Here is a 13788-nt window from a genome sequence, read left to right as displayed (position 1 = left end):
GGATAACCTGTAATTAAAAAATGTTATGAAAAGAATATTCACACTGTTGTTAATCTGCTGTAGTACTGCTGCTATGGCCCAAATGCAGGCTGCGAAAAAAATCATTCCTGATTATACGCATGACACATTTATTAAGAGTTCACCGGTAAAAATATGGCGTGTTATCCGCGATCTGCCGCAGGTAAAAGAGTATGCTAATGGTACCATAAAAGACGTGCAGATCACTACTGTAAATGAAACCCGTTATCGTGATATTACTTTCACGGATAATAGAAAACGCAAAGATATCATTGATCAGGTGCATGAGTCTTACAAGTTTTTTGTTTTCAGTATAGTATCTCCTTTGCCGGCAGGCATTACCCACGCTACAGTAACAGCGCTGGTAGAGTCCTCACCGGATAAGGAAGATACCACGGTGGTTAGATGGAGCATTATGCTGGAGGGAGATAAAAATGCCCGCAAGCCTTTGGTAGATTCTCTTTCTGCAGAAATAGCCAGTTATGAAACAGGGTTGAAAAAAATGTTGGAATAGATGAACACCATCCCAATCCTTCCTGGCAAGAAGGGTTGGGGTGATAATTAACCAGGATAGGCAAAAGTTAATAACCCATGAATGAAAATGAAATCCTGAAAAAAAGACAAGTAAAATAGTAATTTTGTCCCCATGAAAACATTATTATTCTACTTTTTGCTATCAGGATTATTAATTCCCGGTCTGTCTTTACAGGCACAGAAAAAAAATAACAAACCGGCCCCTAATACTCAAACACTGTTCCAGGCGGGCGTAGCCAGCGCTTTCATAGGTGGGTTGTATAATGCCTGTTATACTTATGATTCGTTGAAACAGCATGGGGATTTTGGTCTTGGTGCGCCTGATAAACTGGATGGAGAAATGGTGATGCTGAATGGCAAAATATATCAAACCCAGTATACCGGTAAAACTTTTGAAGTAAAAGACACAGGCAGCACTTCGCTCGCTTTTGTTAATTTTTTTCATGCAGATAGGGTGATCCGCTTGTCGCACACAATAACCAGAACTGAATTATACAAATACCTGGACAGCCTGCTGGAAAATAAAAACGGAATTTATGCTATTCATATAAAAGGCACTTTTGAAACGCTTAAAACCAGGGCTTTCCCTTCTCCTGCAAAACCATACCAGCCGCTGGCTGAGATGCTCGACAAACAACATTTTTTTACTTTTGAGCATATTGATGGCGACCTGATAGGGTATCGTTTGCCACTGTACCTGGAAGCATTAAGCATACACGGCTATCATTTTCATTTTTTAGCAGATAAAAAAGATGCCGGCGGACATATCATCGATTTTGTCATTAAAGATGCCACCATAGAGATTAATACGCTCAACCACTATGCCATGGTGCTTCCTGATTCCAATGAGTTCAAACAATTCGATTTTCAGAAAGACCGTAAAGAAGAATTGCGGAGCGTTGAAAACGGCGCTAAAAAGTAAGCTTACTACCCTTTATCATACATTCCCCCGGAGCAGCCCTTAAATGGCTGCTCCAATTTTTTAAATTGTTATCTTTGCGCCTTACAAAAAACGGCCTTATGATGCAACAGCATAAAGCATTCATTTTTGACCTGAACGGCACCATGATCAACGACATGGAATACCACCTGGACGGTTGGTATAATATGCTGAATAACAAGCTGGGCGCTAATCTTAACCGGGACGTAGTAAAGAGCCATATGTATGGTAAAAATGAGGAACTACTGGTACGTATCTTCGGCAAAGATCATTTCACTTTAGAACAGATGCATGATATTGCGCACGAAAAGGAAGTGCTGTACCAGGAGGCTTTCAGGCCTCACCTGGAACTGATAGCAGGACTTCCGGCATTCCTGGAACAGGCTGCCGCCGCACACATCCCCATGGCTATAGGCTCCGCTGCCAATACTTTTAATATCAATTTTGTGTTGGACAACCTGCACCTGCGTCATTACCTCCAGGCCGTAGTAAGTGCCGATGATGTGGCAAGCAGTAAACCTGATCCGGAAGTATTCCTGAAATGTGCGGCTGCACTGGGTGTGAAACCGGCAGATTGTATTGTATTTGAGGATGCCCCCAAAGGAGTAGAAGCAGCCATGAATGCGGGTATGGAGGCAGTGGTACTAACTACCATGCATACACGGGAGGAGTTCGCCCAATACAATAATATCAAAGCATTTGTAGCAGATTATACTGATCCGGTGTTGCAACATCTGTTTGCATAACCGCCAGCAGAGATGTTAATATAATTTCCTAATGTCAATAGGGTAGCCTAAATTGCCGGGTTATTATAAATACATGCTGGTATGACACGTTATTCGGGCCAATCAAGAATGCTGGTGGCAGTTGATTGCATCATTTTCGGCTTTGATGGGGAAGAGCTGAAGTTGCTGTTAATAAAACGCGGATTTGAGCCGCTGAAAAATAAATGGAGCCTGATGGGCGGATTTGTTCAGGCCAATGAAGGCTTTGAAACAGCAGCTGCCCGCGTATTACACAAACTTACAGGTCTGGAAGGGGTTTACATGGAACAGCTGTTTGCCTTTGGTGAATCCGGCCGCGATACAGTGGAACGCACAGTATCCATTACTTACTTTACCCTGATAGACATTAATCAATACAAGATACAGTTGAATGAGGAATACCATGCAGAATGGATTTCTCTGAACAAGTTGCCAGGCCTCATTTTCGACCATTCCCAAATGGTGAAGATGGCCCAGGAAAAATTGCGCTATAAAGCAGCTATACACCCTATTTTATTTGAGCTGTTGCCATTGAAATTTACGATTCCGCAACTGCAACTGTTGTATGAAGCCGTATACGATGTAACTTTTGATAAACGTAACTTCAGCCGCAAAGTCTTGTCCACCGGGCTGCTCATTAAACAGAAAGATAAGGATAAGCTGAGCTCAAAACGTGGTGCTTTCTACTATAAACTCGATAAACGTAAGTACAACGCCAAGTTTAATGCCTTCCTGAATTTTGTAACAGATCCGGGGAATTTGAAGTAATTACGAATCGGAGCTGTGCAGAGGAGGGAAGGCCTTCGGCCTTTGTCTTTTCTTTAGCAGGATTTTGATGATTAATCTTGATTTTTCTGATTTCAGTTCTTTCTAATCAATATCCTTTCTGATTTTCTAAAAGCATATTATTAAACGATAAAAATATCTTTTAAAAGAAACTGAAATCAGAAAAATCAAGATTAATCATCAAAATCCTGCTAAAGAAAAGACAAAGGCCGAAGGCCTTTTTTTACATTTTAAAGCATTGCAGCATCTTCTTAAATATCTCATTATTCTCATACACCCCACGGAATAAACCGGAGTTAGGGCCATAGGCGAATACCATCACCGGAATGCCGGTATGGTCGTTGGTGGCAAAGTGTCCGCGTAATTCACCCGCAGCAATGTTGCCATCCATCAGTGCCAAACCGCTGGTTTCGTGGTCGGCGGTTACAATAACAGTGGTTTGTTTGTCCTGATCAGCAAAGCGGAGGGCTTCTCCCACAGCTTCATCGAAGTCCAGCATTTCACGCACCAGGTAATCCAGATCGTTCATATGACCGCCATGATCAATGCGGGAGCCTTCTACCATTAAAAAGAAACCTTTGCCGGAAGCATTCAGCTGCTGCAAAGCTTTTTTCAAGGCTTGTTTCAGGTAGCTACCACGACCAGCACGCATGGAAGTAACTACTTTATTGCTGAGGATAACCAGTGTACGGTTTTTCGTAGTGGCGTTCCAGTTATCCAGGTTGTCATAGATCTGTATACCGGAGGCCGCCAGTTGTGCCCCCAGATTATTATTCAGCTCTTCTTTTCCGCCGCCAACAGCCAGTTGCAGCTTGCTGTTGAGCAATTGTTTCTCAAGGGTATAGGTACTGTCTCTGTCGGCCGTATGGCCATAAAAAGAAGCAGGGGTAGCACCGGTAATTTCTTCCGTAACAATTACACCGCTCTGAATGCCTTTAGACGCCAGTATTTCAGGGAGTACAGGAATGGCCACATAGGTATTGTCCAATCCTATAGCCCGGTTGTGGGTTTTGGTACCCGTGCCCATGGCAGATCCGCCGGCAGCAGAATCGGTATGGTAATTATCGGTAGACTGGGTTTTGGATAAGCCCAGTTGTTTCATCCGGAAGATGTTGAGCGCGCCTTTGTTAGCGGTATATCCGGCAAACATTTCCGCCAAACCGGTACCATCGCCTATCATCAGGATCACATTTTTAGAACGCACCTGTGTGGCATCCGATACATATGATGGTGTATATACAGCATGTACAGGAAGGTTGGCAGCAGTGGTTTTGGCGGTATTGTGCAGCACATCATACAGCTCTTCCGGATGATCTGTACCTATCCAGTCTACACCCAGGTCCATCAATTTGTAGTAACATGTTTTGGCAGACGGCGCACCCCAGAAGCGGAAGGGAAATCCCTGCTGGTGTGCGCGGTTGATGACCTGTGTTACTTTTTCCAGTTCGGCCGGCACCAAGGTTCCTTTCCCATTCCAGTGACTGTAGTTCTGAAAGTTTGTACTCATCATGGCTATCCGCTGATGTAACGTAGCCGGATATACGCTGTCTGCTTTGGCATCAAAAAAGAAAAGCGAATCATATTTTGGCCAGTCCGCCACTTCAGGGATATTACCGGATAGTACAATCTTCACTGCCTCGGGGTTTACGCTGCGGTCAAAATACCGGCGATAAGGCAGCAACAATTCCTGTAATGCCTGCAGGGTAGGATTGGCTTCCGTTTTGATATCTATGAGTAATTGCATCGGGGTACCGTCCGTATATGCTTTACCGTTATTCATCTCAAACTGCCGTAAAACAGGTTGCAGGTACATCTCCTTAAAAGTACGGAAGGACTGTATATCTTTGGTATCGTGGGCTACATACAGCACGCCGTCTTTCAGGTGGATATCAGCTTCAATAGAGCCGAAGTGCAGGGCAGCAGCGGCATAGAAAGGAGTAGCCCGTTCATAGTCGTTATGAGAATGTGCCTGTGCAATAGTATATTGTTTCGTTTGTGCGTGTACGTTAGTTGCCAGCAGCGCACCTGATAATATCAGAAAGATCTTTTTCATTATATAGTAGTTGAAAAGAATTACGAATTACAAATTGCGAATTACGGTTATAAGCGAAGATCGCTTCGATCCGTAATTTGCAATTCGTAATTCGTAATTTTCTTTTTTGTATAAAATATTCCCTGTAACTTTTACCAGCCCTGGTTTTGAGCGATTCTTCCTCCGCTGGCATCAATTTCGCGTTGCGGAACAGGCCATACATGGTTTACTGCAGGATCAAAAGTACGGGCAGGCCATATTTGCGCGCCGGTAACGCCGTGCAATGGTTTTGCATAGGCAGCCTGTGCATCTCCCCATCTTACGAGATCACGATGACGGTCGGCCCATTCGCCTGCCAGTTCACATCTTCTTTCATGCTTCAGGTTTACCATGGTAGCATTGGTGAGCGGAGCAAGTCCGGCACGGTGGCGCACCTGGTTGATTTCTTTATCAGCATTTTGCCCCTGCATCAGCAGCGCTTCAGCTTTGATCAACAGTACTTCTGCAAAGCGGATCAATGGCGGATTTAAAGCGGTAGTAGGGTGGTCACCACTGGGACTCAGATAAGTACCAATTGGACTGGCATAACCGAATGGCTCCATGTATTTACGGAACTGGTAACCGGATTTACTGTTTTTGGAGTTGTATACAATAGTGTCGCCAAAGTACTTCACTTTATCACCTGGCTTCAGAATAGATGCTTCTCTTCTGATATCTCCCGCCTCATATTCGTCATATAGTTCTTTGGTAGGCATATAATATCCCCAGCCATTGTACTTGCCCCAGCCAGTGTTTTCCAGCATTACACCAGGCAGGATACTACCCCAGCCACCGGTGCCGGCAGCAGTGCTGTAGGCAGACCAGATATATTCTCCGGTCCAGTTATTAGCAATGGTAAATACATCTGCAAAATTATCCAGCAGTTTGTTTTTACCACTCAGGATAACTGAATCGGCATAACTTGCTGCATTGGCATAATCTTTTTTGTAGAGATATGCTTTGGCGATATAGGCGAATGCTGCTGCTTTGTGCGCATGACCATAATCTTCCGGTTTGTAAGTATCGAAGTAAGGCAACAACTGTGCTGCATGCTTCAGGTCAGATATCACTGAATCATAGTTCTCGCTTACATTCTTTGCCCTTGGTACTACTTCACCAGGAGTAGGATTGTATTTGTTTACAATGGGTACTCCGGCGCGATCATCACCATAGTTATACGCCAGCTGAAAGTACATGAGGCCACTTAAAAAGTAAGCTTCTCCCATGTAACGTTGCTTTAACGCTGCATCCATCTTGATCGCAGGTGCGTAGCGAAGGATATCATTGGCGCGCTTTATCACATAGTAGCGCAGCGACCACTGACCTTCGGTATAACTGCCACCTATAAAGGAAGGGTTGAAATTTTTGATGTTTTCTGCTTCTGGTTTTCCACGGCCAACCACCATGTCATCACTGGCGTCGATAAACCAGAAACATCCGCGGCCGTAAAAGTTTTCATCATCAAAAGGCTGGTAAGCTGCATTTATACCACTGGTTACATCTTTATCCGTTTTCCAGAAGTTAGCTAAAGTGGGAGATCCTTCGGGAACTACATCCAGCTTTTTGTTGCAGGCACTAATAACAGCCATGCCCGCTATAATGGTAAGTGTGTTTATGATCTTTTTCATTTCTTGTGCGCTTGATTGTTTTAGAAATTCACATTCAGTCCTACCAGGAAGCCTCTGGCCTGTGGATAGCGGCCCAGATCAATACCGTAGGTATCTGTACCTACTTCAGGATCCATACCACTGTATTTGGTAAAGGTGAGCAGGTTGTTACCGGTAATGTATACACGTAATTTATTCAGACCAGCACGTTTGGCCAGTGCATCAGGTAAGGTATAACCCAGTGTTACGTTTTTAATACGCAGATAAGAACCATTTTCCAGGTACCAGTCGGAAGTAGTACCAAAGTTACCATTGGCATCACCCAGTGCTACACGTGGAATGCTGGTATTGGTATTTTCCGGTGTCCAGGCATTTTTTACGTCTGCCAGCAGGTTGTATCCCTGTCCGGTAACTAATGGAGCCAGCCCGGTATATTTCACGCCATTAAATAATTTGTTGCCATATACACCTTGTGCAAATACGTTGATATCAAAACCTTTGTAACTGGCATTAAAGCTGAATCCATAAGTGAATTTCGGAAATGGAGTTCCCATAAACTGACGGTCGGCATTATTGATCTTACCATCATGATTGGCGTCGATAAATTTAATGTCACCAGGTTTGGCGTTAGGCTGTATTTTAGTGGTAACACCTGTTTGAGGGTTGGTCCAGGTATAATCATCTATCTCTTTTTGTGACTGGAAAATACCAGCGGTTTTTACGAGATAGTAGGAATACAGCGGATGTCCTTCTTCTGTACGTATAGGTGTGATAGAGCTTCTGATGTTAATATCAGAAGTAGACAGTACCTTATCTCCTAATCCAAGCGATACCAGTTTGTTGGTAACAGTGGCAAAGTTAGCACTCACACTGTATTGAAAATCGCTGGTAGTTTTACTGTTATAGGTTAATCCTAATTCAATACCATTGTCTCTTACATTACCCACGTTCATCCAGGTACCGTCAGGCACACCATCTGTGCTCAAAGGAGGTTTCTGGCGCAACATTTTATTGGTGTTCTTAACAAAATAATCAGCTACCAGGTAGAGGCGATTGTTGAGAAGACCTGCATCCATACCAATGTTCAGCTGATTGGATTCTGCCCAGGTTAAGTTTGGATTCGCCAGCGCTCTTTGTGCAAAGCCGCTTGCAATTTTGGGTGTTTGTCCCATGTATGAGCTGGTAGGCATCAGTGCCGGGTTTACCGCGTCGGATGTTAAAGAGCCAAGGTTGCCCAGTTTACCATAGCTGCCACGGAATTTCAGGAAGCTCAGGATGTCTTCTATATTCCAGTTTTTAACAAATTGTTCGCTTGTCATTACCCAACCGGCAGAAGCAGAATAATAAAACTGATTGCGGTTTTGGGGAGCCACTAAGGAAGTACCATCACGACGGCCCAATAAGGATAACAGGTATTTTGCCTTGTAATCGTAGTTAACACGGGCAAAGAAAGATTCCATTGCCTGTACATCTTTTCCACCATTTGTGTTGTTTGGATCATAGTTGCTGGAATTCTGCGGATAACGGTATCCATTTCGCTCATCATTAAAACCTGTTACCAACAGTTGGAAAAAGTCCCGTTGTGTGCGCTGGTAGCTGTAACCACCTATTGCATTAAAATGGTGATCTTCCAATTGTTTATCGTAGGTCAATGTCTGTTCTGCCAGCAGATCATTTGTGTTGCTGTTGTACAATTTGAGACTATTGTAATCAAATATTTTTCCTATCTCCAGTACACGGGAGCTAAACTCCTTATTATTCTCAAATATTTTATTAATCGCCAGGTTGGATCTGAATAACAGGTTGGCCGGTAGTTTTATTTCTACATAAGGATTGATGAGTAAAAAACTTTTAGGCGTTTTGTTGTCCAGTCTTTGTAAATAAGCAACAGGATTAATTACATCACCATAAGCACCTGCAAAGGACAGTGGTAATCCGCTGAAAGAACCGTCTGGCTGATAAGGTGTAACACTGGGCGTATAATACATAGCAGTGAGCAGTGCTCCTGTGTAGGCGCTGGTTGTATTGGCGCCGTTCCCGTTGGAATAGGCATAGGACAGGTTCTCACCAATCTTCAGCCATGGTTTGAACTGATGATCTGAATTAAGACGGAAGTTATATCTTTCATTGTAGGTGTTGATCAGAATACCTTCCTGCTTACGATAACCGAAGCCCATAAAGTATTTTGATTTATCATTACCACCGGCAACATCAATATTATATTCCTGTATTTTTCCTTTACGGAGAATGTCATTCACCCAGTTAGTGCGTGTAATAGCTCCATCAGGGTTCTTGGTGGCATCATAGGCATCATTTCTTGGCTGCCCGGAATTGTCAGCTGCCTGGTTCATCACAGCGTTAAACTCTGCTGCATTCAGCACCGGCAATGTTTTCCACGCTTCCTGAGCGCCATACTTGGCATCCATGTTAACCGTCATTTTTCCCTCTTTCCCTTTTTTGGTAGTGATAAGTACCACACCACCGGAAGCTCTGGCGCCGTAAATAGCTGCTGCACCATCTTTAAGTACAGAAATAGATTCAATATCGGCAGGGTTGATCAGGCCATTATAAATAGTACCATCTACTACATACAGTGGGTTTTCACCATTGATGCCACCTATACCACGGATAGATACTTTGGGAGCAGAGGTAGGATCACCACCCTGATTTTGTACCACTACGCCAGGTGCTTTACCCTGTAACGCGTCTTCCACACTGTTCACAGAGCGGGAAGATAATTTATCCAGTTTTACATCGGTAATAGCACCGGTGATCTTTGTTTTACTTTGTGTACCATAACCTACCACGAGTACCTGGCTCAGCTCTTTGCTGCTCATTTCCAGGGTAACATTCACAGGCGTTCCGGTATAAGGAACTTCCAGTGTTTTGTAACCAATCATGGAAACGCTCAACAGGATATCCCCGGTGGTGTTGATGCTGATAGAGAAATTACCTTTGGTATCTGTCATGCCGCCTTTGGTAGTTCCTTTGATCGCTACTACAGCGCCAATCAACGGACCACTGGCATCACTAACCTTACCGGTAACCTGGCGTTCCTGTCTTGTTGCATTTACAGGAGCGATAGTACCCGCAGGGTAGATGAGGATCGTGTTTTGTCTTTCTTCAAATTGCAGTCCGGTATTGTTTAACAGATCGGATAAGATATGCGATACTGTTTCATTCTTCCAGGCATTTTTTTCTACCTGTAAGTTAGCAATGGCCTGTTGATCGAAAGAGATTTTTACGGCTCCTTTCTTTTCAAGCGTACTGATAGCAGCGGTAAGACTACCTCTTTTAACTTCCATACCCGGCACAATATGTTTGAGTGCCTGGCTGAAAGCAGAATAGCTTTCTGCAAATGGTGCGGCTGCCAGCAAAAGCACGAGCAGCGGCTTCATCCTTTTTTTTGGATACCTGAAGTGATGTAGCAAATTTGATTGCATAGTTATTGGTATTAAAAATAAATGGCTTGTTAATGGGCATGACAATCCCTGTACGGAATTAGCCTATGCATTTTTCCGCGTGTTGTTAGTTATTATGGTTTTGTTTTACTGGTATACTTCGAATATCCCTTTCCCTTTTTCCCTGAAATGAACTTTTGGTGCTATGCTGATAGTGGCAATAATGTCCAGTTTGTTTTGTAGTGACATACCGTTACTGAAGCTTACGTTCAAGTGTCCCTGCTCCAGGTTGAATTTGCTATGAAACTGAACACCATAAAAGGTTTCCAGCTCCCATAATACTTGTTGAAGTGTGGCATTGTTAATGATCAGCTCTCCTTTTGTCCAGGAGCTGATGGCAGTTGTATCGGTTTTACTGATGGTTGTTCGTTTATTCGTGTACGTTAGTTGGTCAGCGGGTAGCAGTGTACCCAGTATCTTCTTATTATGTGTTACCTGTACTTTTCCGCTGGCTACAGCTACCCTGGTGGGTTGTCCGGCTACATTCCTGATGAGGAAAGCGGTACCCAGTACATTTACCCGGAGCTCACCCGATTGTACGGTAAATGGTTGTTCCCTGTTCTGATGTACATCAAAAAATACCTGTCCGTTTACTTTTACCAGCCTTTCGCTGCCATTAAATTGTTGCGGGTATTCCAGTGTGGAAGCGGCATTCAGCCAGGCCAGGGTGCCATCGGGCAACTGAACATGCCTGATTTCCTGTGCGCCGGTACTTAGTTTGATCCAGGTAATAGCCGGTGCTTTGCTACGATGGGAATGTTGCTGCCACCAGTATCCACCTATGCAGGCAGGCAAAATAATAGCGGCGGCCATCCACCGGCGGATATAATGCCACTTCGTAACAGGTACCGTGTGTACATGCGCAAATACCGCCTTTTGTACAGCCAGCTGTGATGTTGCAGAAAGCCCGGCAGTTGCTGTGGTGGCCGCTATCCGGTCCAACACCATAAATAACAGCATGATTTCTTCTTCGCTGCATTTACCTGCCTTGTATTTATTTAACAGACAATCTAATTCCGTTTGCTCCACTTATTAATCAGTTTTACCAGCAGTCTATTTAGCTGCTTTCAGTATAATGTCACATCTCAAAAAACATTTAACTACTCCGGTGGTGTAGTTAACAATTCGGTAATATTGGATTTTATAGGAAGAAGGATAGAAAGGACGATTTCAATTGTAATTTGAGCCGCTTGTTGGCGGTATTAAGCTGATTCCTGACGGTTTGTTCAGATGCGCCCACAATGCCCGCTATTTCCGGTATGGTCTTGTGTTCAAAGCGACTTAAATAAAACACCTGGCGGATACGTGGTGGTAACAGGTTGGTATATTGATGCAGCTGCGCATAGATTTCTTTTACCTGCAACTGATCAACGGTATTGGTGGTGTGCTCATGCAGCAAAGCTGCAAAATTATGTTCATGACGGCTCCTGATATCCTCACTCCGTAAGGCGTTCAGGATGCGGAGTTTGAGCAGAAACACCAGGAAGGCGCCGGTTTCCCGGGGAAGCGGCAACGTAGTACGCTTTTCCCATAATTCAATAAAAAAATTCTGCAATACATCTTTTGCCAGGGCATCATCCGCAATAATGCTACAGGTATACAGCATCAGCTTATCCCAATGTGCGTGAAAGATGCTCTCAAACGCAGCCGTGTGGCCACTTTGAAATTCTTCCCATAATTTACTGTCTGCCATAAGCTCCCTTTTCACAAAAATAGAATACTAAGTAAGCGAAGTCAAAGGTAGGTACAAAGGCATCTTGTATCCATACCGTGGATCTTTATGTTTATGTTAATTGTATTGCGGTACCCGCTTAAAAATCGATTTAGTTTTGGTTCTTAGCGACCAAGATATGTTTTTTTGTTTGTAAAAGAAAAAAGAAGCGGATGAAAAAGAAGCGGGTAATCAGGTATTTTTAAAAGGAATAATTACAGATTAAACGAAGCAGGAGATGATCAGAGCGTAGGCCAGTTTTGAACCAGTTCTTTCAGCAGATTTTTTCCTTCGGGCCATTCACCCAAACCGGAACCTGCATTAATATGGCCTTTGTCACCGGCGTTTACAAAGCGGCTACCCCAGTGCCGGGCAAAAAAAGCAGCTCTTTCAAGGGAGCAATAATCATCATTGGTACTGGCTACAATAATGCTTTTAAACGGCAGTTTCACTAATGGGACCGGCACAAAACCCACCGGGCCGGCCGGGAATCCGGGTCTTTCGGCATCAGCTGGTGCTACGAGCAACGCCCCGGTAATAGTAAGTTTGGTTTGTTGCGCCCAGTGTACCAGGGCAATACAAGCAAGACTATGCGCTGCAATAACCACCTGTGGCCCCGCCTGCGCTATTGTCTTCTCCATTTGTGTTACCCATTCTTTACATTCCGGTGCTCCCCAGTTGGTCTGCTCAATCCGCTGTGTTCCCGGTATAGACTGCTCCCATAGGGTTTGCCAGTGCGCCGGACCGGAGTTATCCAGCCCTGGTGCGGTCAGAACTTTTATTTCCATGACATAGCGTTGTGTTAGTCATGAAAGATAATCAAATAACAACAAAAGTCACCTATCACGGTGGCTTTTGTTGTTCAAGAAAAATGTTTTTTACCATTTATAAGTAACACCAAAGGACCAGTAGAACTGATTGCTAAGTGGTTCTGTACGTGTTTTTGAAGTATTGCTGGCAACTGTTGTGAGTATGAGAACAGCTGGATGCACAGGCATAGCATAGATGGGCTCAAATGATAAGGTAAGGTGCCTGTGGATGGTATAGGAAACAGGCATGCTGAACTCGTAATCCAATATATTAAACTGTGAGGCTTGCTGCATATCCGCTATCACGGTAGGTTTAGCTTTGTCCTTTTTTGAATGGGGGTGGCTCAGGTGACGGAAATTATAATAAGCGTCGTAATAATGTTGGGTACCTGCATTAGCCGATAGGGTAGGGTTTATCCGCAAACGATCCTGCAGCAGGTAAAAAATATGATCCAGGGCCCCCCTCAAAGCATAATCGTTCTTTGAGCTGAAAGTCAGGTTACCGTCCACTGTGGCAGTAATGATCTCATTAAAATCATAGGAACCACTCGCCCGGATATCTCCTTTTACTTCTGCCCGCACATTCTGACTCAGGTTGTTATAAAAATATTTAGACGCACTGATATCCCCGTCAAAGTTGCCACGCGAAAACAGATAACCCGCAGATAATATCCCGGCATCAACCCGCATATTATCCGTACCGGACAACATTGAAACAGCTCCCTCCGCATACAATCCCGATTTATGATAATAAGCCACTGTAGTGGTCAGGTAAGGGATATGGCTGGAATCTTTTCTACCGGTGTATACGTTGTCACTCAGGTATTGTACACCTGCTGTAAAGTGTGATCTTACCCTCGGCCTGGTGCTATCTGCGGGTGCCTGGTTATTAGCATCCTGCATAGGTGTAACTGTGTCGATTGCAGTACTGCCGGCTTGTTGCGCGTACAAAGAAATGTTGATGGTTGTAAGCAGAAGTAGGAATAGGTAGAAAGCTCTCATACATAATATTGAAGGTGAATCAGCAAAAAAGATCCGGCGCCGGATCTTATAACTATTATTATATCGGAATAATAGATATGTGTAT

The 13788-nt window shown here is 43.9% G+C and carries 11 protein-coding genes; 4 read left to right on the top strand and 7 right to left on the bottom strand.

The window, feature by feature from the left end:
* Nucleotides 1–25: 25 nt before the first annotated feature.
* From CLV51_RS15605 to CLV51_RS15590, 4 genes are all read left to right on the top strand, one after another.
* Nucleotides 26–532: a hypothetical protein gene (locus tag CLV51_RS15605; RefSeq protein ID WP_106528998.1), complete on the top strand. Its 507-nt coding sequence runs from the start codon at nucleotides 26–28 to the stop codon at nucleotides 530–532.
* Nucleotides 533–664: 132 nt separating this feature from the next.
* Nucleotides 665–1474: an acetolactate decarboxylase gene (gene budA, locus CLV51_RS15600; RefSeq protein WP_106528997.1), complete on the top strand. Its 810-nt coding sequence runs from the start codon at nucleotides 665–667 to the stop codon at nucleotides 1472–1474.
* Between the two features lie 98 nt (nucleotides 1475–1572).
* On the top strand, nucleotides 1573–2238 hold the full coding sequence (locus tag CLV51_RS15595) for an HAD family hydrolase (RefSeq protein ID WP_245898765.1): 666 nt from the start codon (nucleotides 1573–1575) through the stop codon (nucleotides 2236–2238).
* Nucleotides 2239–2319: 81 nt separating this feature from the next.
* Nucleotides 2320–3024, top strand: a complete 705-nt coding sequence (locus CLV51_RS15590; RefSeq protein WP_106528996.1) for an NUDIX hydrolase — start codon at nucleotides 2320–2322, stop codon at nucleotides 3022–3024.
* A gap of 241 nt (nucleotides 3025–3265) precedes the next feature.
* On the opposite strand, the gene CLV51_RS15585 is transcribed toward CLV51_RS15590, so the two are convergent.
* The 7 genes from CLV51_RS15585 to CLV51_RS15555 all read right to left on the bottom strand — a co-directional run bounded on the left by CLV51_RS15585 (nucleotide 3266) and on the right by CLV51_RS15555 (nucleotide 13703).
* Nucleotides 3266–5095: an alkaline phosphatase gene (locus tag CLV51_RS15585; RefSeq protein WP_106528995.1), complete on the bottom strand. Its 1830-nt coding sequence runs from the start codon at nucleotides 5093–5095 to the stop codon at nucleotides 3266–3268.
* Between the two features lie 131 nt (nucleotides 5096–5226).
* Complete coding sequence (locus CLV51_RS15580; protein ID WP_106528994.1) at nucleotides 5227–6741, bottom strand: RagB/SusD family nutrient uptake outer membrane protein; 1515 nt, start codon at nucleotides 6739–6741, stop codon at nucleotides 5227–5229.
* A 20-nt stretch (nucleotides 6742–6761) separates the two neighbouring features.
* Nucleotides 6762–10118: a TonB-dependent receptor gene (locus tag CLV51_RS15575; RefSeq protein WP_245898763.1), complete on the bottom strand. Its 3357-nt coding sequence runs from the start codon at nucleotides 10116–10118 to the stop codon at nucleotides 6762–6764.
* A gap of 150 nt (nucleotides 10119–10268) precedes the next feature.
* Nucleotides 10269–11210, bottom strand: a complete 942-nt coding sequence (locus CLV51_RS15570; RefSeq protein ID WP_106528992.1) for a FecR family protein — start codon at nucleotides 11208–11210, stop codon at nucleotides 10269–10271.
* A gap of 112 nt (nucleotides 11211–11322) precedes the next feature.
* Nucleotides 11323–11874, bottom strand: coding sequence for a sigma-70 family RNA polymerase sigma factor (locus CLV51_RS15565; protein ID WP_106528991.1), 552 nt, complete (start codon nucleotides 11872–11874; stop codon nucleotides 11323–11325).
* Nucleotides 11875–12134: 260 nt separating this feature from the next.
* Nucleotides 12135–12680 carry an RBBP9/YdeN family alpha/beta hydrolase gene (locus CLV51_RS15560; protein ID WP_106528990.1) on the bottom strand — a complete coding sequence of 182 codons (546 nt, stop codon included), beginning with the start codon at nucleotides 12678–12680 and terminating at the stop codon, nucleotides 12135–12137.
* A 90-nt stretch (nucleotides 12681–12770) separates the two neighbouring features.
* Complete coding sequence (locus tag CLV51_RS15555) at nucleotides 12771–13703, bottom strand: hypothetical protein (RefSeq protein ID WP_106528989.1); 933 nt, start codon at nucleotides 13701–13703, stop codon at nucleotides 12771–12773.
* Nucleotides 13704–13788: the final 85 nt, after the last annotated feature.

It is taken from the genome of Chitinophaga niastensis (assembly GCF_003014755.1).
Lineage (GTDB): Bacteria > Bacteroidota > Bacteroidia > Chitinophagales > Chitinophagaceae > Chitinophaga > Chitinophaga niastensis.
This window is presented reverse-complemented; position numbering and strand designations above follow the sequence as displayed.